Origin of the sequence: Kaistia sp. UC242_56 (assembly GCF_044452255.1) — a bacterium.
Taxonomy (GTDB): Bacteria; Pseudomonadota; Alphaproteobacteria; order Rhizobiales; family Kaistiaceae; genus Kaistia; species Kaistia defluvii_A.
On the sequence record NZ_JBIOAN010000002.1, the window covers coordinates 586,274 to 607,238 of the forward strand.

At 64.9% G+C, this 20,965-nt stretch carries 20 protein-coding genes; 13 read left to right on the top strand and 7 right to left on the bottom strand.

The genetic code is table 11. The features are described from left to right. The first annotated feature begins 3 nt into the window (after window positions 1-3). The 4 genes from ACHMWQ_RS05500 to ACHMWQ_RS05515 all read left to right on the top strand — a co-directional run bounded on the left by ACHMWQ_RS05500 (window position 4) and on the right by ACHMWQ_RS05515 (window position 3,556). Complete coding sequence (locus tag ACHMWQ_RS05500; RefSeq protein ID WP_396306690.1) at window positions 4-924, top strand: LysR family transcriptional regulator; 921 nt, start codon at window positions 4-6, stop codon at window positions 922-924. A gap of 195 nt (window positions 925-1,119) precedes the next feature. Further along, window positions 1,120-2,313, top strand: coding sequence for an amidohydrolase family protein (locus ACHMWQ_RS05505; RefSeq protein ID WP_396306691.1), 1,194 nt, complete (start codon window positions 1,120-1,122; stop codon window positions 2,311-2,313). 95 nt (window positions 2,314-2,408) lie between these two features. Continuing rightward, window positions 2,409-2,993, top strand: a complete 585-nt coding sequence (locus tag ACHMWQ_RS05510) for an amino acid synthesis family protein (protein ID WP_354553510.1) — start codon at window positions 2,409-2,411, stop codon at window positions 2,991-2,993. Beyond that, a complete protein-coding gene (locus tag ACHMWQ_RS05515) occupies window positions 2,990-3,556 on the top strand; it encodes an amino acid synthesis family protein (RefSeq protein ID WP_354553511.1) in 567 nt (188 codons plus the stop codon). Before ACHMWQ_RS05510 ends, ACHMWQ_RS05515 begins: the two co-directional genes overlap by 4 nt. Before the next feature lie 228 nt (window positions 3,557-3,784). On the opposite strand, the gene ACHMWQ_RS05520 is transcribed toward ACHMWQ_RS05515, so the two are convergent. Both ACHMWQ_RS05520 and ACHMWQ_RS05525 read right to left on the bottom strand, forming a co-directional pair. Continuing rightward, window positions 3,785-4,927 carry a CaiB/BaiF CoA transferase family protein gene (locus ACHMWQ_RS05520; protein WP_396306692.1) on the bottom strand — a complete coding sequence of 381 codons (1,143 nt, stop codon included), beginning with the start codon at window positions 4,925-4,927 and terminating at the stop codon, window positions 3,785-3,787. Further along, window positions 4,927-6,105 carry an acyl-CoA dehydrogenase gene (locus ACHMWQ_RS05525; protein ID WP_396309393.1) on the bottom strand — a complete coding sequence of 393 codons (1,179 nt, stop codon included), beginning with the start codon at window positions 6,103-6,105 and terminating at the stop codon, window positions 4,927-4,929. The genes ACHMWQ_RS05520 and ACHMWQ_RS05525 overlap by 1 nt, the downstream gene beginning before the upstream one ends. Window positions 6,106-6,292: 187 nt before the next feature. On the opposite strand from ACHMWQ_RS05525, the gene ACHMWQ_RS05530 reads away from it, so the two are divergent. After that, on the top strand, window positions 6,293-7,204 hold the full coding sequence (locus ACHMWQ_RS05530) for a LysR substrate-binding domain-containing protein (RefSeq protein ID WP_396306693.1): 912 nt from the start codon (window positions 6,293-6,295) through the stop codon (window positions 7,202-7,204). Here ACHMWQ_RS05530 and ACHMWQ_RS05535 read toward each other — a convergent pair. Together ACHMWQ_RS05535 and ACHMWQ_RS05540 are read right to left on the bottom strand one after the other, a co-directional pair. After that, window positions 7,191-7,703: a MarR family winged helix-turn-helix transcriptional regulator gene (locus tag ACHMWQ_RS05535; protein ID WP_396309394.1), complete on the bottom strand. Its 513-nt coding sequence runs from the start codon at window positions 7,701-7,703 to the stop codon at window positions 7,191-7,193. The two genes, ACHMWQ_RS05530 and ACHMWQ_RS05535, sit on opposite strands and share 14 nt — an antisense overlap. A gap of 42 nt (window positions 7,704-7,745) precedes the next feature. After that, the gene (locus ACHMWQ_RS05540) at window positions 7,746-8,378 is read right to left on the bottom strand and encodes a cysteine hydrolase family protein (protein WP_396306694.1); all 633 of its coding nucleotides are present in this window, start codon (window positions 8,376-8,378) and stop codon (window positions 7,746-7,748) included. 303 nt (window positions 8,379-8,681) lie between these two features. Here ACHMWQ_RS05540 and ACHMWQ_RS05545 point away from each other — a divergent pair, with 303 nt between their 5' ends. From ACHMWQ_RS05545 to ACHMWQ_RS05575, 7 genes are all read left to right on the top strand, one after another. Then, a complete protein-coding gene (locus ACHMWQ_RS05545; protein ID WP_396306695.1) occupies window positions 8,682-10,013 on the top strand; it encodes an extracellular solute-binding protein in 1,332 nt (443 codons plus the stop codon). A 104-nt stretch (window positions 10,014-10,117) separates the two neighbouring features. Then, a complete protein-coding gene (locus ACHMWQ_RS05550) occupies window positions 10,118-11,050 on the top strand; it encodes a sugar phosphate isomerase/epimerase family protein (protein WP_396306696.1) in 933 nt (310 codons plus the stop codon). 3 nt (window positions 11,051-11,053) lie between these two features. Further along, window positions 11,054-11,998, top strand: a complete 945-nt coding sequence (locus tag ACHMWQ_RS05555) for a carbohydrate ABC transporter permease (protein WP_396306697.1) — start codon at window positions 11,054-11,056, stop codon at window positions 11,996-11,998. Next, window positions 11,998-12,873 (top strand): carbohydrate ABC transporter permease, encoded by an 876-nt coding sequence (locus tag ACHMWQ_RS05560; protein ID WP_396306698.1) that lies wholly within the window; start codon window positions 11,998-12,000, stop codon window positions 12,871-12,873. The genes ACHMWQ_RS05555 and ACHMWQ_RS05560 overlap by 1 nt, the downstream gene beginning before the upstream one ends. Before the next feature lie 2 nt (window positions 12,874-12,875). Continuing rightward, window positions 12,876-13,961, top strand: a complete 1,086-nt coding sequence (locus ACHMWQ_RS05565) for a Gfo/Idh/MocA family protein (protein WP_396306699.1) — start codon at window positions 12,876-12,878, stop codon at window positions 13,959-13,961. After that, window positions 13,961-14,803, top strand: a complete 843-nt coding sequence (locus ACHMWQ_RS05570; RefSeq protein ID WP_396306700.1) for an NAD-dependent epimerase/dehydratase family protein — start codon at window positions 13,961-13,963, stop codon at window positions 14,801-14,803. The genes ACHMWQ_RS05565 and ACHMWQ_RS05570 overlap by 1 nt, the downstream gene beginning before the upstream one ends. A gap of 12 nt (window positions 14,804-14,815) precedes the next feature. Further along, complete coding sequence (locus tag ACHMWQ_RS05575; protein ID WP_396306701.1) at window positions 14,816-15,625, top strand: SDR family NAD(P)-dependent oxidoreductase; 810 nt, start codon at window positions 14,816-14,818, stop codon at window positions 15,623-15,625. A gap of 100 nt (window positions 15,626-15,725) precedes the next feature. Here ACHMWQ_RS05575 and ACHMWQ_RS05580 read toward each other — a convergent pair whose 3' ends face one another. After that, window positions 15,726-18,875, bottom strand: coding sequence for an efflux RND transporter permease subunit (locus tag ACHMWQ_RS05580; protein WP_396306702.1), 3,150 nt, complete (start codon window positions 18,873-18,875; stop codon window positions 15,726-15,728). Then, window positions 18,875-19,990, bottom strand: coding sequence for an efflux RND transporter periplasmic adaptor subunit (locus ACHMWQ_RS05585; RefSeq protein ID WP_396309395.1), 1,116 nt, complete (start codon window positions 19,988-19,990; stop codon window positions 18,875-18,877). The genes ACHMWQ_RS05580 and ACHMWQ_RS05585 overlap by 1 nt, the downstream gene beginning before the upstream one ends. Before the next feature lie 176 nt (window positions 19,991-20,166). Here ACHMWQ_RS05585 and ACHMWQ_RS05590 point away from each other — a divergent pair, with 176 nt between their 5' ends. Beyond that, window positions 20,167-20,778, top strand: a complete 612-nt coding sequence (locus tag ACHMWQ_RS05590; RefSeq protein WP_396306703.1) for a TetR family transcriptional regulator — start codon at window positions 20,167-20,169, stop codon at window positions 20,776-20,778. Between the two features lie 3 nt (window positions 20,779-20,781). On the opposite strand, the gene ACHMWQ_RS05595 is transcribed toward ACHMWQ_RS05590, so the two are convergent. Continuing rightward, window positions 20,782-20,958: a hypothetical protein gene (locus ACHMWQ_RS05595; RefSeq protein WP_396306704.1), complete on the bottom strand. Its 177-nt coding sequence runs from the start codon at window positions 20,956-20,958 to the stop codon at window positions 20,782-20,784. Window positions 20,959-20,965 lie beyond the last annotated feature (7 nt).

A 20,965-nucleotide genomic window follows, 5' to 3' on the forward strand; every position in this document is an offset into this window, starting at 1 on the left:
GAAATGACAAAACATTCGAAAAAAACGAACATCGGCATCCGGCATTTCCGCGCCGCCCTGGCGCTCGCGCAGGAGCAGTCGTTCACCCGGGCGGCCGACAGCCTCGGCATCGTCCCTTCGGCACTGACCGAGACGATCAAGCAGCTGGAGGCGGATTGCGGCTTGCGCCTGTTCAATCGCGAGGCGCGGCCGGTGACGCCGACCGAGGCCGGCGAGGAATTCCTGGCCGGGGCGCGCCGGGTTCTCTCCGATTTCGAGATGGCGCTGGATGATCTACGCCGGGTCGGCGGCATCGAGCGCGGCGCGGTCAGGGTGGCCGCCGCCCCGTCTGTGGTGCTGTTCCATCTCGCCCCGGCCCTCAGTGCCTTCCATGCCGCACATCCGGCGATAGAGGTGACGGTTTATGACGACATCGCCGAACGGATCGGGGCGCTGGTGCTGGACCGGGTGGTGGATTTTGGCCTGGCGGAACGCTGGCACGAGACCGACCAGCTCGACTACGAGCCGTTCCATGTCGACCCTTTCGTGCTGGTCTGCCATCGCGACCACAAGCTCGCCGGGCTCGCCGAGGTCGATCTCGCCGAGATCCCGGCCGTCGACGTCATCGCGCTCGACGAGAGCACTGGCATCGGCAAGCGGATCGCCGCCGCCCCCGAAATCCCGCCCGAATTCCGGCGCGGCTCGATCCGCACGCATGGCACCATCGCGCAGCTCACGCTGATCTCGCAGGGCGTGGGCGTGGCGCTGATGCCGAAGCTTGCGGCCTCGGTGATTCAAAGCCCCGAAATTCGCCATGTCGGATTGCGCGATCTCTCGCTGAAGCGGACGCTTTGCATCATCACGCGATCGCGCAGGAGCCTGTCGCCGGCGGCGGAGCGGCTGCTTTCGTGTCTGCGTCCGCTCGGATCGCTCGCCTCGCCCTGACGCGGCATTTCTGCCTCGAAACATGCGATTCCAGGCCGTTGCTGCCTGCCGCTTTCCGTCCGTCGTCATTCAAACGGAAGGGACGAAAGCGCTGTTGCTAATGGGGATTGCCTTATCATTATTGTTTGAACTCATATGAGTTTGCGTGTAGTTGACGAAGGGAGGCTTGACGATCTCGCGTTATGGAGAAGAGCGATGTCACACGATCCCGTCTCGGCGCTGCCGAAGGGCAAACTCGTCATCCGCAATATCGGCATGGTCCTTAGCGGCGCCATGGAAAACCCGATCCTCGACGCGGATACGGTTGTCGTCGTCGACGGCAGGATCGCGGCCATCGGCCGTCTTGGGGATCTCGACACGGAAGACGCCACCCAGGTCATCGACGCCAATCAGGCAGCGTTGGCACCGGGGCTGATCGACAGTCACGTCCACCCCGTCGCGGGCGACTGGACGCCGCGCCAGAACCAGATGGGCTGGATCGACAGCACCATGCATGGCGGCGTCACCACCATGATCTCCGCTGGCGAAGTGCATACGCCCGGCCGCCCGACTGACATTGTCGGCCTGAAGGCGCTGGCGATCGCCGCGCAGCGCACCTTCACCAATTTCCGCCCCGGCGGCGTCAAGATCCATGCCGGTGCCCCGATCATCGAGCAGGGCATGGTCGAGCAGGATTTTAAGGATCTGGCAGATGCGGGCGTGCGCCTGCTCGGCGAGATCGGCCTCGGCAGCGTCAAGGATGGCGAGACCGCCGGCAAGATGGTCGGCTGGGCGCGAAAATACGGCATCCAGTCGACGATCCATACCGGCGGCCCCTCCGTGCCGGGCTCGGGCCTGATCGGCGCCGACGTGGTGCTGGCGGCCGGCACCGATGTCGTCGGCCACATCAATGGCGGCCACACCGCCCTGCCGGATCTGGAAATCCGCTGCATCTGCGAAGGCTGCAAGGCCGGCCTCGAGATTGTCCATAACGGCAATGAGCGCGCGGCGCTCTATGCGCTGCGCATCGCGCGCGAAATGGGCGAGATGGAGCGTGTCATCCTCGGCACCGATGGCCCCGCCGGCTCGGGCGTCCAGCCGCTCGGCATCCTGCGCATGGTGTCGCTGCTGTCGTCGCTGGGCGACGTGCCGGCCGAGATCGCGCTCTGCTTTGCCACTGGCAATACGGCCCGCATGCGCAGCCTGGAAAGCGGGTTGATCGAGGTCGGCCGTCCCGCCGATTTCGTGTTCCTCGCCAAGGCGATGCACTCGGCCGGCCGCGATCTGCTCGACAGCATCCAGCTTGGCGACCTGCCCGGCGTCGGCATGATCGTCATTGACGGCATCGTCCGTTCCGGCCGCAGCCGCAACACGCCGCCGGCCGAGCGCCTGCCCTTCGTCTGCAACTAGAGCTCTGCCAGATCGCGTCTTCTTTACGCGAACCGGTACCCCACTTCGCTTGAAACCGCGCCATCGCTCTCGACTGACCACTTCAGGAGTTTGAAATGACCGACGTCGTCGTCCGGAAGTTCCTCATCCGCATCGAGGAAATTTTTCACGAGGGCGGACCCGTTTCCGCCAATCCGCCCCGTCGCGGCACGATCATGGCCGTGGTGAAGAACCCCTATGCCGGCCGCTATGTCGAAGACATCACCGGCTTCATGGAAGATCTGAAGCCGCTTGGCCTGGAAATGTCGACGCGCCTGCTCAATGCGCTCGGCGGCGACAAGTCGGTCATCGAAGGCTACGGCAAGGGTGCGATCGTCGGCGAGGGCGGTGAACTCGAGCATGGCGCGCTCTGGCACATGCCCGGCGGCCATGCGATGCGCGCGCTGCTTGGCGACGTCAAGGCGATCGTTCCCTCGGCCAAGAAGGTCGGCGGCCTCGGCGCCAATATCGACATCCCGATCACCCATATCCACGCCTCCTATGTCCGCAGCCATTTCGACGCCATCGAGGTGAATGTCCCGGACGCGCCGCGCGCCGACGAGATCGTTCTGATCCTGTCGATGACCACCGGTTCGCGCGTGCATGCCCGCGTCGGCGGCCTGGCTGTCTCCGACATCAAGGGCGAGGACGGCCTGCGATGACCGTCATCCGCAAGATCGTCACGACGCTGGAAGAGACGCTGATCGAGGGCGACGTCGTCCTGCCGCATCCCTTTCGCAAGGTGTCGGCCGTCGCGGTCGTCTCGAATTCCGCCTCGGGCCGGTATGTCGAGGATCTGAGCGAGTTGATGGATCTGGGCGAGCAGCTCGGCGACATCCTGCCCCGGCGGGCCGTCGCGTTGCTGGGCATTCCCGGCGACCAGGTCGAGAGCTTCGGCAAGGCGGTCATCGTCGGCGCCGAGGGCGAGTTCGAGCATGCGGCGGCGATCATGCACCCGAAGCTCGGCGCTCCGTTCCGCGCCGTGCTGGGCAAGGGCGACGCCCTGATCCCGTCGGCGAAGAAGCGGGCCAATATCGGCGCCGTCATCGACGTCCCGCTCGGCCATAAGGACCACGCGCGCGTGCGCAGCCATTTCGATGCCATGGAAGTCCGCATTCCGGATGCTCCCAAGAAGCATGAGATGGTCGTCGCGATCGCCGTTACCGATTCCGGCCGGCCGCTGGCCCGCGTCGGCGGCATGCGCAAGGAAGACATCGGCCAGTAGGCCGGACTTCCTCCCCGAATGAGAGAAGGCCGCTGTCGAAACAGCGGCCCTTTTTGTTTGTGGGGCTCGGGAGGGCCACCCTTACCCCAACCCTCTCTCGCAAGCGGGTGAGGGGGCTCGCTAGCGCCCATTGCTGCGACTGCGCCAAATGAGGAACGCCTGCTAAAAAGCCCTCGCCCGCTTGCGGGAGAGGGTTGGGTTAGGGGCTTGCTTTGGGACTGAACCCGCTCAGGCCTTTGCCGAGATCTCGGCCCGGATCTCGTCGCCATGCTCGCCCAGGCGCGGCGAGCGCCGGCTCAGCGCCAGTTCCGAGCCGGACATGGTGATCGGCGAACGCACGCCCGGAATTCCGTCGATATCGATCTGCATCCCCCGCGCCAGAACCTGCGCGTCGGTGAACACGTCTTCGAGCGTGTTGATCGGACCGGCGGGCACATGCGCCACCTCGAGCCTGTTGAGCAGGACATCGCGCTGCCAGATTGCAAGCTCCGCGGCGAGCAGTGCGGTGAGCGCGGCCCGGTTGGCGACGCGTGCGGCATTGGTCAGGAAGCGCGGATTCGTGGCGAGTTCCGGCTTGCCGATGACCGAGGCAAAGCGGGCGAACTGACCGTCATTGCCGACCGCCAGGATGAGATGGCCGTCCGAGGTCGCGAAGGTCTGGTAAGGCGCGATGTTCGGGTGGGCATTGCCGAGCCGGCGCGGCGGGGTGCCGGTGGCGAGGAAGTTCATCGCCTGGTTGGCAAGCACGCCGACCGAGGTATCGAGCAGCGCCATGTCGATATGCTGGCCAAGCCCGGTGCGCTCGCGCTGGGCCAGGGCCGCCTGGATGGCGATCACGCTATAGAGGCCGGTGAAGATATCGGAAAAAGCGACGCCGATCTTCTGCGGCTCGCCTTGGGGGTCGCCGGTCAGATCCATGATCCCGGCCATGCCCTGGATGAGAAAATCATAGCCGGCGCGCTCGCGATACGGCCCGGTCTGGCCGAAGCCGGTGATCGAGCAGTAGACGAGGCGCGGGTTGATCGCCTTCAGGCTCGCATAGTCGAGCCCGTATTTCTCCAGGCCGCCGACTTTGAAATTCTCGATGACGACGTCGGCATCGGCGATCAGGGCGCGGACGAGATCGGCGCCTTCCTGGGTGCGGAAATCGGCGACGATCGAGCGCTTGCCGCGATTGCAGGCATGGAAATAGGCGGCCGATGTCTCGCCGCCATTCTCGATGAAGGGCGGGCCCCAGCTGCGCGTGTCGTCGCCCTCGGGACTTTCGACCTTGATCACGTCGGCGCCGAGATCGGCCAGCGTCTGGCCGGCCCAGGGGCCAGCCAGGATCCGGGCCAACTCGATGACCTTCAGTCCCGCGAGCGCCTGCATCAGAAGAAGGCCTGGATGCCGGTCTGGGCGCGGCCGAGGATCAACGCGTGCACGTCATGCGTGCCCTCATAGGTGTTGACGGTCTCGAGGTTCTGCGCGTGCCGCATGACGTGATACTCGATCTGGATGCCGTTGCCGCCATGCATGTCGCGAGCCTGGCGGGCAATGTCGAGCGCCTTGCCGCAATTGTTGCGCTTGACCAGCGACACCATCTCGGGCGCCGCCTGGCCCTCGTCGAACAGCCGGCCGACGCGCAGCGAAGCCTGCAGGCCGAGCGCGATCTCCGTCTGCATGTCGGCGAGCTTCTTCTGGAAGAGCTGCATGCCGGCGAGCGGCTTGCCGAACTGCTTACGATCAAGGCCATACTGGCGGGCGCGGAACCAGCAATCTTCCGCTGCCCCAAGCACGCCCCAGGAAATGCCGTAGCGGGCGCGGTTCAGGCAGCCGAAGGGACCCTTGAGGCCGGACACGTTGGGGAGAAGCGCGTCTTCGGAAACCTCGACATCGGCCATGACGATCTCGCCGGTGATCGAGGCGCGCAGAGACAGCTTGCCGCCGATCTTGGGAGCGGAGAGGCCCTTCATGCCCTTTTCCAGCACGAAACCGCGGATCGCGCCGTCATGCGCTTCCGACTTTGCCCAGACGATGAAGACGTCGGCGATCGGTGAATTGGAGATCCAGGTCTTGGCGCCGTTCAGGACGTAGCCGCCTTCGGTCTTCCGCGCATTGGTGATCATGCCGCCGGGATCCGAGCCGGCATCCGGCTCGGTCAGGCCGAAGCAGCCGATCCACTCGCCGCTGGCAAGCTTCGGTAGATACTTCTGGCGCTGCGCCTCGCTGCCATAGGCATAGATGGGATACATCACCAGCGACGACTGGACGCTCATCATCGAGCGATAGCCGGAATCGACCCGCTCGACCTCGCGCGCCACGAGGCCGTACGAAACGTAGGAAGCGCCGACGCCGCCATATTCGGCCGGCACGGTGACGCCGAGCAGGCCCATCTCGCCCATTTCGCGGAAGATCTCGGGGTCGGTCAGTTCGTCCAGATAGGCCTTTTCCACGCGGGGCATCAGGCGATCGGCGGCAAAGGCCTTGGCCGTATCGCGGATCATCCGCTCCTCGTCGTCGAGCTGGGACTCGAAATGGAACGGGTCTTCCCAGGCGAAGCGCGACAGCGCCGGTTGATCCTTGGCCTTCAGGGTGGGGTTCAATGCGGACATGCTGTCACCTTTGCAGTCTGGTCATGCGGGCCGCGAGCAGCCACGCGTTTGCCGAAAACTAGCAAATCGCGTCCGGGCGCGATAACAAGGCTTTCAGCGAAGTTGATGAGTATCGATCATAATCCGAGGGTAAGCGGCGGCCATGCGCGAAGGCTATATCCCCACGATTACAGAGCTTCAGGCCTTCTCGGCCTGTGCGCGGCTCGGTGCGACCACGCGCGCCGCGCATGCGCTGAACCTGACGCAAAGCGCCGTCAGCCGCTCGGTCGGCACGCTGGAGGAGCGGCTCGGCGTCCGCCTGTTCCACCGCGTCAAGCAAAGGCTGATCCTCTCCGATGCCGGCCGGGCGCTGCATCGCGATGTCGACCGGTTGCTGGAGGATCTGCAGCAGGCGGCGATGACGGTGATGGCATTCGGCGGCCATGCCGACGTGCTGCGGCTGGCGGTGCTGCCGACCTTTGGCAGCACCTGGCTGGTGCCCAAACTTGCGGCCTATCGCAGCGTCGCGCCCAACCTCACCTTCGATATTTCCGCGCGGCTGGACGTGGTCGATTTCGAGGCGGATGGCTTCGACGCCGCCATCCAGCGCGGCGATCACCGCCCGCCGGGGGCGCATGCCGACATGCTGATGGACGAGCAACTGGTGGTTCTCGCCGCCCCGTCCCTTCTGGAAGGCAGAAGCGTCCTCGCGGATTCCGAGCTTTCGCACATGCCCTTACTGCAGCAATCAACGCGGCCGACGCTCTGGCTCGACTGGTTCCGTGATGCCGGTCTCGACAGCCGTACCATCCTGCGCGGCGCGCGCTTCCAGCATTTCGATATGGTGATCCATGCGGCGATCGCCGGTCTCGGCGTCGCGCTGGTGCCGGAAATCCTCGCCCGCGCCGCGCTCGCGGCGGGGGATCTGGTGCTGGCTTCGGAGCGGCGGCTGCTCGGCGACCAGCCCTACACGCTGATCTATCCCCATCGCAGCCAACAGAGGGAAGGCTTCATGCGCTTCCGCGGCTGGCTGCTGCAACAGGTCGGGGACGAGGCGGCGATCAGTCGTCGCTGATGCGCTGCAGCAGTTCAAGTAGCAGCGCCTGTTCGGCGGCGGATAGCGGTGCCAGAAGCCGGGTGCCGGCTTCCTTGCTCTTGCTCAACCGGTCGAGCGTGTAGTCGACGCCCTTGTCCGTCAGCGTGATGATCACCATCCGCTGGTCGGTGCTCGACGTGCCGCGAGTGACCAGCCCCAGCTTGCGGAGCTTGCGCACCACCAGGCTGATCGTCGACGGGTCCATGGCCGTCAGGCGGCCGAGATGGTTCTGCGAAACGTCGCCGTGCCGCAGAATGGTGGCAAGCGCTGCGAACTGCGTCGGCGTCAGGTCCTCGCCTGCCATGATCTGCTGGAAGCAGGTCGTGGCGCGCTGGTGCACCTTCCGGATGATATGGGCCGGATGGTGATCCAGATCGTAGCCAGTCGCGGCGATCATCTCGTCGATCTGCGCCCGGCTATAGCTCGTGCCTGCAGCGGGCTCGTCGCCGAGCTCGCCGTCCTGGCTTGTGTTTTCAATCAATAGGTGTAGCCCCTTGCCACTCTGGCGTTCAGAAAATCCTTAAACCTGACGCAGCGCAAGACCATCCTTGAGGGATGCAACCACGTCGGCGGCGTTCGTCACAACGCCGAAATGGGTCGCGATATCATAGAGCGAGCTTTCCTGCTCGCGCGCACCGGTTGCGGCGCAGCAATCCTGCGGGACGGCGACGTCATAGCCGATGAAAAAGGCGTCATGCACGGTCGAGCGGACGCAGATATTGGTCACGACGCCGAACACGACAAGCTGGGTGATCTGCATGTCCTTCAGGGTCATGTCGAGATCAGTCTGGAAGAAGGCCGAATAGCGGCGCTTGATGATGTGGATCTCATCGGCGCGGGCGCCGAGGTCCTCGATGATCTCCGTGCCCCACGTGCCTTCGACGCAATGCGGCGTGCGCTTCACCCATTCGCGGTCGCGGCGCATGTTGGCGCGGTGCACGTCATGCACCCAGAAGACCGGAGCGCCGACGGCGCGGGCTGCCTCGATCACCTCGAGCTGCTGCGGCACCAGCTTCTCGTAGCCCGGCAGCACCATGGCGCCGCCCGGCTTGCAGAATTCGTTGATCATGTCGACGACGATGACCGCCGTGCGGGCCGGGTCGAGGGTCAGGGTCTCGCCATGGCGATGATCCGAGAAAACGTCAGCACTCATATGATCCTCCATGCGGGTTTCGCTGCATCGCCGGCGTCCACGCAGCGATCCATCCGGCCCTCAGCTCCAAGAACTTTATTTGGCTAGTAAGTATATTACTCACGCCGTGTCAACCAAGGCAAGTTGTCCAAAATCCGATCACGTCGGAACCTTATCTGACTGATTTTAATGCAGATTTCGAAATTGAGCTGCGCACCTCCAGGTCCATTGACAAAGGCCGGGATTCGATCTGATTATTGTATGACTATCAATGAATGAAGCGGTCGAGGGGACCTGTTCTCGTCATTGATCGGAGGGACTTCCATGCTCATTCGCAAGCTAACCGTTTCGCGCCTGATGCTAGCCAGTGCCATGACCGTTCTGGCTTCCTTGTCTCCGTCGATTGCCAGCGCCGAGGGTGTCACCCTCAAGGTGTTCGGCGGCTCGGCACTCAATAAATTGGCCCCGCGTCAGACGCCTGACGTGCAGAAGGCCATTCAGGACAAGGTGATTTCCGGCTTCCTCGCGGCTCATCCCGAGGTCAAGGCCGTCGAGTGGGACGCGCAGGGCCCGCAGGCCAACGACGTCCAGCGCCTGATGACGGCGCGTCTCGCCAATCAGGAAATGGACCTGATCGCGTGCTCGGCCTTCTACACCAACGGCGCCTATGTCCGCCGCGGCCTGGTTCGTCCGATCACCAAGGAGATCGAGGCGTTTTCCGCCAATCTCGACCAGCCGGCGATCGGCGCCTTCACCGTGCGCGGCGAAGTCTACGCCGTGCCGATCACGACGATGTCGACCTCGGCGATCTTTTACAACAAGAAGGTCTTCGCCGATCTCGGCATCCCGGTGCCGCCAAGCTATGAGGACCTGAAGGCCGCCGCGCCGAAGCTCGCCGCGGCCGGGCTGATCCCGCTTCTGCATCAGGGCTCGAACACGCCGATGTGGCCGATGTGGTACTTCGAGACCTTCGCCCAGGCCTCCGGCGACCCGATCGGCCGTACTACGGCGATCCTGGACGGCAAGGCGAAGTTCAACGATCTCGACGGCGTCGCCGCCTTCGACCTGATCAAGACATGGGTGGATGACGGCATCCTGTCCAAGGACTCGCTCGCCGTCGACCAGGACGGCATGCGCTCGGCCTTCGCCAGCGGCAAGAGCGCCATGTATTACGGCGGCACCTGGGAAGTCCCGTCGCTGCAGGAAAGCGTGAAGGGCTTCGAGTGGGGCACCTTTGCCTTCCCGAAGATGGCCGGCACTCCCGGCGAGCCGAAGCATGGCGGCGGCGCCGATAACGGCATGTGCATGTCGGCGACGATCGCGCCCGAGAAGGTCGCGCCGGCCGTCGCCTTCATGGCCTACCTGACCCAGCCCGAAGTCGCGACGCTCTATCTCGAGCCCGAGCAGCCGCTGGCAACCTCGGTCAAGGGCGTCCCGGTCGTCGAAGATGCCTATGCCAAGGATCTGCGCGCCAGCGCCTTCCCGAACACGGTGAAGTTCCTCGACTGGGTCTGGCCGGCTGAAATCGCCACCGCCGTCTCGTCGTCGATCGCCGGTGTCGTGGGCGGACAACTGACCCCGCAGCAGGCGGCGGACGCGGTTCAGGCTGTCTATGACGACCTCGTCGCCCAGGGCAACTGGCCGCCGCAGGACTAAGCCTCCTAACCCGCAAGCGAGCCCCGGCATCATTGGGAAGCCGGGGCTTCGCCGGTTGATCGGACGCATGCCGCCCGAAACGGATCATCGACAAGGACAAGATCATGACCACCCTGAGCGCCAAGCCGCAGCGTTTCTCCATCGGCTATCATTTGAACAGCTGGGACCTTGAAGGGCTGCCGCTGCAGCCGGCCTTGAAGTTCCTGGCGGATCAGGGCTTTGGCTGGTTCGAGATCCTGGCCTTCACCAGCCTGTCGGATCAGTTCGCGCGCAAATACATGCAGCTCGGCCACCAGGCGCCCATGGGTGTCACCACCGATACCGACATCCTGCGCCGCTATGCGATCCTGTCGAAGGCGCAGAGCGAACTCGGCATCCGCCTGTCGTCGCTCTACGTCAACGCCGTCTTCGTCAATCCCGTCGCCTGGGAATATGAGCGCGACGTCCTGCTGTCTCTGGCCCGTCTGCTCAAGGGTTTCGATGCGCCGGTGCTGGTGCTGGGCGGCGGACCGTCGGTCGCTTCCGGCAATGCACATGACGCGCAGGACTATCGCGATTTCGCCCGCGCGCTCGAGGATATCGGCCGTCGCACCAAGGATCTCGGTATCGACACGGTCTACCACCCGCATCTCGACACCTTCGTCGAGACGCGCGAACAGCTCGATCGCCTGATGGACGTGCTCGACACCTCGGTCGCCGGCCTTTGCATCGACCCGGCCCATCTGGCGCAGACCTATTCCGACCCGGTCGACGCGGTGAAGACCTACATCTCCGCCATTCGCTACATGCATTTGAAGGACACCAAGGTCGATCCCGCCCTGAAGGGCTATGACCGCTATGCCGCCTTCTGCGAACTGGGCGCCGGCGTCGTCGACCTGAAGGGAATCGTCAAGGAACTGCTCGACGCCGACTATGATGGCCTCGCCATCGTCGAACTCGATGCCTCGCAGAAGACCGCCGAGCAGAGCACCCTCGAAAGCATCGATTATCTCAAGAACACGCTCGGCCTCGTGCTCACGCCCGACGCGCGGGCTTAAGCCATGGCGATGCCGGCAGCCCTGACCTCGAAATCTCCGGCGCCCTCGCGCGTCTCGCTTGCGAGGCGGCTGGGGCGCAGCGACGGGTTTGTCGCGGCGATGATGATGTTGCCGGCCGGCATCCTGTTCGCGCTGTTCTTCCTCTGGCCGTTCGTCAGCGGCTTCTGGCTTTCGTTCCAGCGCTGGGACGGCTTTTCCGACCCGCGCTTCATCGGCTTCGGCAATTACCTGCGGCTGATGAAGGACGGGGTGTTTCTCCTCGCGCTAAAAAACAGCTTCATCTTCGTCATCATCAGCATTCTGGCCAAGAACATCCTGGGTCTGGCGCTGGCGCTGCTGCTGAACCGCGTCACCTTCATGCGCGGCTTCATCCGCGCCTCGGTGTTCGTGCCGGTGACGATCTCTTTCGTCGCCGCCGGCCTGCTCTGGGCCTGGATCTACAATCCGGTGTTCGGCCTGCTCAATGCCGGGCTCGAATTCGTGGGCCTGGCGTCCTGGAAGCGCAGCTGGCTTGGCGATGCCAATGTCGCGCTCTACGCCGTCATCGTCGTCGATGTCTGGAAATGGCTCGGTTTCCACGCCGTGATCTATCTGGCAGGCCTGCAGACCATTCCGTCCGAGCTCTATGAGGCGGCCCGGATCGATGGCGCCAATGCCCGCCGTCGGCTCTGGCACATTACGCTGCCGCTGATGGTGCCGGTGATCTTCATCAACACGATCCTGAGCCTGTCCGGGGCCTTCGTGCGCAATTTCGACATCGTCCATGTGCTGACGCAGGGCGGCCCCAACCACGCCACCGAGGTCGTGATCACCGCCATGGTCAAGGCGGCCTTCACCAACAGCCAGATGGGCTACGCGGCGGCTATGGGCTACGCGCTGTTCGTCTTGGTCGGCGGCATCTGCGCCATTCTCGTCTACTGGCTCGGTCGCACGAGGTTCAAGGTCTGATGGCTACTATGTCCTCCACCCGCGACGTCCCGCCCGATTCCTCCCGCGCCTTCACCGCTGCGCTGGAGCGCATCGGCATCTATGCCGCCCTCGCGATCGTCCTGTTCCAGACGCTGTATCCGCTGCTCTGGGTGCTGTTCGGCTCGCTGAAGACCAAGTCCGAGCTGATCAACAATGTCTGGGGCCCGCCGACCAGCCCGGTCCTCGACAACTACATCCAGGCCTGGCAGATGGCCGAGATGGGGACGCGCATCGTCAACAGCGTCACCGTCACGGCGCTGTCGCTGGCGATCCTGATTCTGGTGGTGACGCCCTGCAGCTACGCGCTGGCGCGGCTGCGGTTTCCGGGCCGGAACATCGTCACCGGCCTGGTCGTCGGCTCGATGCTGGTGCCGCCGCAGGTGCTGGCGATCCCGCTCTTCATGGTGGCGCGCGACCTCGGCATCATCAATTCGACCGTCGGCATCTCCTTCATCTATGCGGCGTCGATCATGCCGCTCTCGATCTTCATCATGCGCAGCTTCTTTATGTCCCTGCCGTTCGACCTGGAGGATGCGGCGCGCGTCGACGGGGCAGGGCGGGTGGCGATCTTGGTCCGGATCATGCTGCCGCTCGTCCGTCCCGGCATGGCGCTGATCATCATCTTCGGCTTCATCGAGGTCTGGAACGACTTCTTCCTCGCCTTCCTGCTGCTGAGGCAGCCGGATGTGCAGACCATCCCGCTCGGGCTGGTCAACTTCTTCCAGCAGTACGACTCCCTGTGGAACCTCTATTTCGCAGCGTTGATGATCACCACCCTGCCGGTGATCCTCCTGTTCGTGCTCATGCAGCGGCAGTTTATTGCCGGCCTGACCGCCGGCGCAGTGAAGGCCTGAGAATGACAAAGCGTAAGATCGGTGTCGGCGTCGTGGGCTGCGGCGAGATTGCCCAGCTCATGCACCTGCCCATCATCAAGGAACTGCCCGAACTCGAGATTGCGGCGCTGTGCGACCTCTCGCGCCAGGTCGTCGACAGCCTCGGCGAGGCCTATGGCGTCGCCGGCCGCTACACCGACCACCACGAGCTGATCAACGACCCCGCCGTCGACGTCGTGGTGATCTGCACCTATGACCATGGCCCGATCATCGAAGACGTGATCGCCGCCGGCAAGCACTTTACCGTCGAGAAGCCGCTCGCCTTCACGGCCGAGGAAGCCGCGCCGCTGATCGAGAAGGCGACGGCCAAGGGCGTTCTCGGCCTCGTCGGTTATATGAAGCTCTATGATCCCGGCTATGTGCTGGGCATCGAGCGCATGGCTTCGATCGAGGCGCTGAAGCAGATCCACGTGCACAATTTCGCCGGCCGCTTCGACCGCTACCAGAGCCTCTATACGCAGGTTCGCGGCAGCGACGTCGATCCGGCCAGCCTTGCTGCCGGTCGCGCTTTGGCGGATGCCCGTATCGAGGCGTCGCTGGGCCCCGACCATGCCGGCTACAAGGACACCTATCTGATGCTGCTGATGCTCGGCAGCCATAACCTCGCCGTCCTGCGCGGTGCCTTCGGTGTCGCCGAAAGCGTCGAATACGCTAAGGCGATCGATCCCAACCACATTTTCGCGCTGCTCAATTTCGCCAATGGCGTACCCTGCGTGTTCGAGGTCTCGTTCGGCGCGCAGTATGAGTGGTGGGATGAATGGATCGCGGCCTATGGCAAACATGACGAAGTGCGGGTCGATTTCCAGAATCCGTACATCCGCAACACCGCCGCGACCGTGACCATCCGCGAGCCGCGCGGCAACGGTCCGTCCGAGACCATCCTTCCCGGCAAGCCTGACACGGCGTTCCGCCAGCAGTGGCTGCACTTCATCGATTGCATCGAGAACGGCACCGCGCCGCGGACCAGCCTTCAGGGCGGTCTGGAAGATCTGAAACTGGCGCAGGCCATCATCCAGGCGCTGCCGCCCCGTCCGAAGGTGCAAAACTGATGCGGATCGTCATCACGGGTTCCAGCGGCCTGCTCGGCCGGCATGTCGCCGCAGCTGCTGTCTCCGCCGGTCACGAGGTGCTCGGCATCGACACTGTGCCGCCGCCTGGCAAGAGCGGCTGGCGCCCTGTCACTGCCGATCTGACCGATCTCGGCATCGCGTTGCAGCTGGTGCGCGATGCCGACGCCGTCTTCCACATCGCGGCCATACCGCGCCCGACCGGGCGCGCGGCGGCCGAAGTGTTCCAGACCAACATGGCGCTGGCCTACAACGTCATCGAGGCATCGGCGCTTTCGGGCGTGACCCGTTTCGTCTACGCCTCCTCGTTCAGCATTTTCGGCTACCCGTTCTTCACCAACTGGCCGAAGCAGCTCTATCTGCCGATCGACGACAATCACCCGGCCGGCCCGCAGGATGCCTATGGGCTTTCGAAGTGGCTGGGCGAGGAAATGGTGCAGGCGGCAGTCGCGCGCGGCGCGTTCACGGCCGTCAGCCTGCGGATGCCTTGGGTGCAGACGCCGGAAGGTTTCGCCGGCCAGATCGGTCCGCGCCGCGCCTCGGGCGATGCCGGCCGCGATCTCTGGTCCTATATCGACGCGCGCGATGCGGCGGATGCCTTCCTCCTGGCGCTGCAAGCGCCCATCGAGGGCCATGCCCGCGTCATGATCAGCGCCGCCGACAGCTATATGGACGAGCCGACGGCAGAACTGGCCGAGCGCGCCTTTCCGGATGTGACGCGCAACCCGATGCCGGGCTTCGCCAGCACGTTCGATCTCGACAATGCGCGCAGGGTGCTGGGCTACGAGCCCCGCCATTCCTGGCGCGATTATCCCACAAGCTGATTGGAGACCGTCATGACGAGGTTCATGGACAAGATCGTCCTGGTCACGGGCGGAGCCGGCGCGATCGGCCAGGCCGCCGTTCGACGCTTCCTGGAGGATGGCGCGCGCGGCGTGGCGATCCTGGACCAGGACGGCGCGCGCGCGTCGGCGCTGGCGGCGGAACTGGGCGACCGGGCGTTTGCCGTGTCGGCCGACGTGACCGATCCGGCGGCAGTCGATGTGGCGCTTGCGGCTGTCGTCGAGCATTTCGGCCGGATCGACATCCTGTTCAACAATGCCGGCATCTCCGGCACCCCCGCACCGATCCCCGAGCTGGCGCTGGAAGAATGGGACCGCGTGCTGCGCATCAACCTGCGCGGCATCTTCATCGTGCAGCAGGCCGTGGTCCGCATCATGATCGCCCAGAAGCAAGGCGGCGCGATCGTCAACATGGGTTCGTCCATGGCCGGCTGGGACGTCCTGTCGGGCGGCTCGCCCTATACCGCCAGCAAGCATGCCGTGGTGGGGCTGACCAAGGTCGCGGCGCTCGATTGCGCGCCCTATGGCATCCGCGTCAACGCCGTCTGCCCGGGCGTCATCCAGACGACGCTGGGCGTGCCGGCTGCTGACCAGGCCGCCTTCGAGGCGAGCACCAAGCGATTTTCCGACCGCATTCCGCTGCGCCGTATCGGCCAGCCGGAGGATGTCGCGGCGGTGGTGGCTTTCCTCGCCAGCGACGATGCGCGCCACGTCACCGGCTCGGAACTGCTGATCGACGGCGGCCAGACGCTGATGAGCTGGGCCAACGCGCCCGACGCGGACGCCTATCCGCGCTACATCTGAGCGATCGCCGCGTCGCGATGGGAGCGGCATCCAGACATGAAAAAGGGGCGACGCCGATGGCGCCGCCCCTTTTTGTTGGGCTGCTTGAGGCGCTTCCGCCTCAGGCCGGTTTCTGGTGGGGCGCTGCCGTGGGAACTACGGGTGCGGCCGCCTCGACCTTCTTGTCCTTGCCGCCGCCGATCAGCTTGTAGAACAGCGGGATAAAGAAGATGGCGATGAAGGTCGCCGCCAGCATGCCGCCGATAACGCCGGTGCCGATCGAATGGCGGCTGGCCGAGCCGGCGCCCGTCGAGATCGCCAGCGGCAGCACGCCAAGGATGAAGGCGAGCGACGTCATGATGATCGGACGGAAGCGCAGGCGCGCCGCCTCCAGCGCCGCGTCGAAGGCGCTCATGCCTTCCTCGCGTTTGATCACGGCGAATTCGACGATCAGGATCGCGTTCTTCGCCGCCAGGCCGATCAGCGTCACCAGGCCGATCTGGAAGTAGACGTCATTGCTGAGGCCGCGCAGCCAGATGGCAAGCAGCGCGCCGAACAGGGCGAACGGCACCGCCAGGATGACCGCGAGCGGCAGCGACCAGCGTTCGTACTGGGCGGCGAGGATCAGGAACACCATGATGATGCCGAAGATCAGCGCCTGCTGGCCTGAACCGCCGGTGGCGATTTCCTGATAGGCCGAGCCAGTCCATGCCACCGTATAGTTGAGCGGTAGCGCTTCCGCCGCGACTTCACGGATGGCGGCGAGCGCCTGGCCGGAGGAATAGCCCGGCGCCGGATTGCCCATCACCTTCGCCGCCGGGAAGTTGTTGAAGCGTTCCAGCAGGTCCGGTCCGATCGTCCGATCGACATGCACGAGCGCATCGAGCGGGATCATGCTGCCGCTGTCGGCGCGGACGAAGACCTGGCGCAGATCTTCCGGCTTCTCGCGGAAGTTCGCCTCCGACTGCAGCTTGACCTGGAAATTGCGGCCATAGAGCGTGAAGTCGTTGACATACAGGCTGCCGAAGGTCGCCTGCATGGTGGAGAAGATCGAGGTCAGCGGCACGCCAAGCGCCTTGGCCTTCTCGCGGTCGACGTTGATCTTGTATTGCGGCACGTTGGTCGCAAGCGTCGTGCGGACGCCGGCCAGTTCCGGCCGCTTGGCAGCCGCCTCGACCAGCGCCTGGGTCGTTGCCAGCAATTGCGGCGTGCCCGCGCCGGCACGGTCCTGGACGTAGAGCTCGAAGCCGCCTGTCGTGCTCAGGCCCTGGATCGGCGGCGGGTTGAACGCCAGCACCATACCGTCCTGGATGCCGGCATTCATGCCCATGACCTGGCCGGGCATGGCGCGCGCGTCGAGGTCCGGCGTCTTGCGCTCGGACCAGTCCTTCAGCTTGACGAAGGCGGCGCCGGCGCTTGGCGACTGGGAGCCAGCGAGCAGGTCGAAGCCGGAAAAGGCCAGGACGCTGGCTACCGCGGGGTGCTTGGAGACGTTGTCGCTCACCGTCGACATCACGTCGCTGGTGCGCGACAGGGCGGCCGCCGGCGGCAGGATGCCGACCGTCAGGATGACGCCCTGGTCTTCTTCCGGCACCAGCGCGCCGGGGATCTTCATGGCGAGATAGCCCATCGCGCCGATCATGATGGCGAACAGCGCGATGCCGAGCAGGGCCCGCTTCAGGAAGAAGCGGACGCCCGAGGTGTAGCCGCGCGTCAGCCATTCGAAGAAGCGGTTGAACAGGCGGAACGGCAGGATCGGCTCGTGATGGCCGGGCTTCAGCAGCAGGGCGCAGAGCGCCGGCGTCAGCGTCAGCGCGACGATGCCCGACAGGGTGACGGAAACGGCGATGGTGATAGCGAACTGGCGATACATCTCGCCCGCCAGACCGCCCATGAACGCCACCGGCACGAACACCGAGACCAGCACCAGCACGATCGCGATGACGGGGCCCGTCACTTCGCCCATCGCCTTGATGGTCGCCTCGCGTGGCGGCAGCTTCTCCGTGGTCATGATGCGCTCGACGTTTTCGAGCACGACGATGGCGTCGTCGACGACGATACCGATCGCCAGCACCAGGCCGAACAGGGTCAGCAGGTTGATCGAGAAGCCGAGCAGATACATGCCGGCGAAGGTGCCGAGGATCGATACCGGCACGGCGATCAGCGGGATCAGCGTCGCCCGCCAGTTCTGCAGGAAAACGAAGACGACGACCACGACGAGAACAAGCGCTTCGATGAAGGTCTTGATCACCTCGTCGATCGAGGCCTGCACGAACAGCGTCGTGTCATAGGGGATCTTGTAGCTGACGCCTTCCGGCATCCGCCCCTGGATTTCGTCCAGCTTGAGCTTGACCGCCTCGATGGTGTTGAGCGCGTTGGCGCCCGGCTGCAGATAGATGCCGATCGGAACGGTCGGCTGGCCGTTCAGGATGGCCTTGAAGCCATAGTCCTGCGCGCCGAGATCGATGCGGGCGACATCGCGCAGCCGCAGCGTCGAGCCGTTCGAATCCGAGCGCAGGATGATATTGCCGAAGGCCTCGGCGTCGGGCAGACGGCCGTCCGTGGTGACGGCGTAGGAATAGGTTAGCTTGCCCTCGGTCGGCGGGTCGCCCACGCGGCCGGCGGCGTATTGCTGATTCTGCTCGCGGATGGCGGTCGCGACTTCGTCCGTCGTCAGGCCGAACTGGGCCAGCTTGTCAGGCCGCAGCCAGACACGCATGGCGTAATTCTCGCGGCTGAACAGGTTCGCCTCGCCGACGCCCGGCGTGCGCTTCAGTTCGTCGATGACGTTCAACAGCGCATAATTGGCGAGAAAGACGGAGTCGTATTGCGGATTGTCCGAGGTCAGCGCCACGACGGCGAGGATCGAGCTCGACTGCTTGTTGACCGTGACGCCGAGCCGCTGGACTTCCGAGGGCAGCGCCGAGAGCGCGCGCTGGACGCGGTTGTTGACGTTGATCGTCGCCTGGTCGGCATCCGTGCCAGTGGCGAAGGTCACGATCAGGCGCGTCGAGCCGGAGCCCGAATTGATCGACTGCATGTAGAGCATGTCTTCGACGCCGTTGATCTGCTCTTCGAGCGGCGCCGCGACCGTCTGGGTCAATACGTCGGCGCTGGCGCCGGGATAGGTTGCGGTGACGACCACCTGCGGCGGCGTCAGTTCGGGATATTGGGCGATCGGCAGGGCGCGCATGGCGAGGATGCCCGCCAGCACGATGACGATCGAGATGACGGCGGCGAAGACCGGCCGTTCGACGAAAAAGCGGTTCATCAGTTCGCCTGCGCAGTCTGGACGATCGTCTTGGCAGCGGCGACAGGCGCGCCGGGACGGACCTTGATGACGCCGGAGGTGACGACGTGGTCGCCCGACTTCAGGCCCTCGGTGACGATCCACCCGCCCTCGACCGACTGGCCGAGGGTGACCGGCGCCATGGCGGCGACGTTCTTGTCATCGACGGTGTAGACGAACTTGCCCTGCGGTCCCTGCAGCACGGCGATCTCCGGCACCACGATCGCCGAGGCAAGCGACATGCCCGAAATGGTGACCCGCACGAACTGGCCGGGGATCAGGTAGAGGTCCGGATTGGGGAACACGGCGCGCGAGCGGATCGTGCCGGTCTGGACGTCGATGCTGGACGAGGTGAAGTCGATCTCGCCCGGCTTGTCGTAGACCCGGCCATCGCCGAAGGTGATGGTCGCCGTCAGCTTGGCATCGGCCGTATGCGTCTTCTGGGCATCGGTGATGCTGCGCAGTTCGGCCGCGTTCGCGTCGGTGAAGGAGAAATTCACATAGACCGGATCGAGCTGGCTGATGGTCGTCAGCAGGCTGTCGGTAGTGCCGATGCCGATCAGGCTGCCTTCCGGGACGACGTCGAGGCTGGTGACGCCGTCGATCGGCGCGCGCACGGTGGCGTAGTCCAGATTGATCTGCGCCGTCTTCAGCTGCGCCTTGGCGGCGGCAACGGCGGCCTCGGCGAGGTCGACGGCAGAAAGCGCGTCATCGCGCGTCTTCTGCGAGCCCACCTGGCGGGTGAACAGTTCCACGGCGCGGGCCTTGTCGCGCGTCGCCTGGGCAAGCTGCGCCTGTGCCGTCTGCAACTGCGCGTCCGCGCGGGCGACTTCCGCCTCATAGGTCTTGGGATCGACGCGGAACAGCACGTCGCCGGCCTTCACCTTGGCGCCCTCGACATAGGCGCGCTCCATCAGGATGCCGCCGACCTGGGCACGGACCTGGACTTCGCGGAAAGCGGAGACGCGCCCGGCATAGCTGTAGCTCAGCGGCACCTCGCGAGCATTGACGGTGGTCAGCTCGACGCTGGGCGGCGGCGGAGCGGCCGGCGCCTGGGCCATGGCCGTTGCCGGCAGGGCGAGCAGGCTGGCGCCCATGAGCAGCACGGCTATGGTTCGACGGGAGGGAGACGGCAAACGCATGCTTTTGCACCGCAAAAAGAGATGGCTGGATCTATTGCAGCACAGCATATATACAAACAACAATGTATGTAAAGGGAGCCGTATGAATGAGGCGCACGAAATCGGAGTCTGAGGAGACTCGGCAACGCATCATGAATGCGGCCGAAACCGTCTTCGTCGAGATCGGCGTTTCCCGTGCGTCCATGGAGAAGATTGCGGCCGCAGCCGGCGTCACCCGGGGCGCGATCTACTGGCATTTCGCCAACAAGCAGGAATTGCTGGGCGCCATCATCCAGCGCGTCCACGGCATTCATGACGCCGTCATCGCCAGGGCGTTCGAAGGCGGCGCGGAACCGCTTCGAAGCGTGCTCGACTGGGCTCTGGAGGTCATCGAACTGTTCGCAACCGATGATCACACGCGGAAGGTCTACAAGATCATCGTGACGCGCTGCGAATATGTCGGAGAAATGCAGGAAGCCTTGGTCTGGCAGCAGGAGATGCGCGAAACCATGGATGCCAATTTCCGTCGCGCCTTCGAGGCGGCGGAAGCGGATGGGCATCTGGGAGCGGGGTGGACCGCCTGCGCCGCTTCGATGACGTTGCGCTGTTTCATGTCGGGCATGCTCGACAACTGGCTGCGCTACGAGTTTGACGCCAGCTTGGCCGTGACCCTGCGCGCCGCCCTGAATTGCCTGGTGGCGAGCTTTCGCTGTGACGTGGCGGCGGCCCAGCGCGAAGGCGTGCCGCGGCCGCAATCGGCCTGACGGTTAGCCCAGGGCGAGCCTGCCGATGGCCCACCAGAGCAGGATGCTGAGCGCGATGACGCCGGCATAGACGAGGGTGCGAAGGATGGCCCGGGGGGTGTCTCTCAATCGGAGCGGCGTTGCGGCGCGGCTTCCCGCCTTGGTGGCATCCCGGCGGCTGTCGGGCATCTTGCGGCTCATGGACGGC

Bases quoted from the DNA above. Each gene is read 5' to 3' on its own strand.
- ACHMWQ_RS05560 (WP_396306698.1), top strand. From the start codon at position 11,998: ATGGCTACTATGTCCTCCACCCGCGACGTCCCGCCCGATTCCTCCCGC.
- ACHMWQ_RS05545 (WP_396306695.1), top strand. From the start codon at position 8,682: ATGCTCATTCGCAAGCTAACCGTTTCGCGCCTGATGCTAGCCAGTGCC.
- ACHMWQ_RS05580 (WP_396306702.1), bottom strand. From the start codon at position 18,875: ATGAACCGCTTTTTCGTCGAACGGCCGGTCTTCGCCGCCGTCATCTCG.
- ACHMWQ_RS05595 (WP_396306704.1), bottom strand. From the start codon at position 20,958: ATGAGCCGCAAGATGCCCGACAGCCGCCGGGATGCCACCAAGGCGGGA.
- ACHMWQ_RS05590 (WP_396306703.1), top strand. From the start codon at position 20,167: ATGAATGCGGCCGAAACCGTCTTCGTCGAGATCGGCGTTTCCCGTGCG.
- ACHMWQ_RS05585 (WP_396309395.1), bottom strand. From the start codon at position 19,990: ATGGGCGCCAGCCTGCTCGCCCTGCCGGCAACGGCCATGGCCCAGGCG.
- ACHMWQ_RS05520 (WP_396306692.1), bottom strand. From the start codon at position 4,927: ATGCAGGCGCTCGCGGGACTGAAGGTCATCGAGTTGGCCCGGATCCTG.
- ACHMWQ_RS05570 (WP_396306700.1), top strand. From the start codon at position 13,961: ATGCGGATCGTCATCACGGGTTCCAGCGGCCTGCTCGGCCGGCATGTC.
- ACHMWQ_RS05540 (WP_396306694.1), bottom strand. From the start codon at position 8,378: ATGAGTGCTGACGTTTTCTCGGATCATCGCCATGGCGAGACCCTGACC.
- ACHMWQ_RS05575 (WP_396306701.1), top strand. From the start codon at position 14,816: ATGACGAGGTTCATGGACAAGATCGTCCTGGTCACGGGCGGAGCCGGC.
- ACHMWQ_RS05515 (WP_354553511.1), top strand. From the start codon at position 2,990: ATGACCGTCATCCGCAAGATCGTCACGACGCTGGAAGAGACGCTGATC.
- ACHMWQ_RS05530 (WP_396306693.1), top strand. From the start codon at position 6,293: ATGCGCGAAGGCTATATCCCCACGATTACAGAGCTTCAGGCCTTCTCG.
- ACHMWQ_RS05505 (WP_396306691.1), top strand. From the start codon at position 1,120: ATGTCACACGATCCCGTCTCGGCGCTGCCGAAGGGCAAACTCGTCATC.
- ACHMWQ_RS05555 (WP_396306697.1), top strand. From the start codon at position 11,054: ATGGCGATGCCGGCAGCCCTGACCTCGAAATCTCCGGCGCCCTCGCGC.
- ACHMWQ_RS05510 (WP_354553510.1), top strand. From the start codon at position 2,409: ATGACCGACGTCGTCGTCCGGAAGTTCCTCATCCGCATCGAGGAAATT.
- ACHMWQ_RS05550 (WP_396306696.1), top strand. From the start codon at position 10,118: ATGACCACCCTGAGCGCCAAGCCGCAGCGTTTCTCCATCGGCTATCAT.
- ACHMWQ_RS05565 (WP_396306699.1), top strand. From the start codon at position 12,876: ATGACAAAGCGTAAGATCGGTGTCGGCGTCGTGGGCTGCGGCGAGATT.
- ACHMWQ_RS05500 (WP_396306690.1), top strand. From the start codon at position 4: ATGACAAAACATTCGAAAAAAACGAACATCGGCATCCGGCATTTCCGC.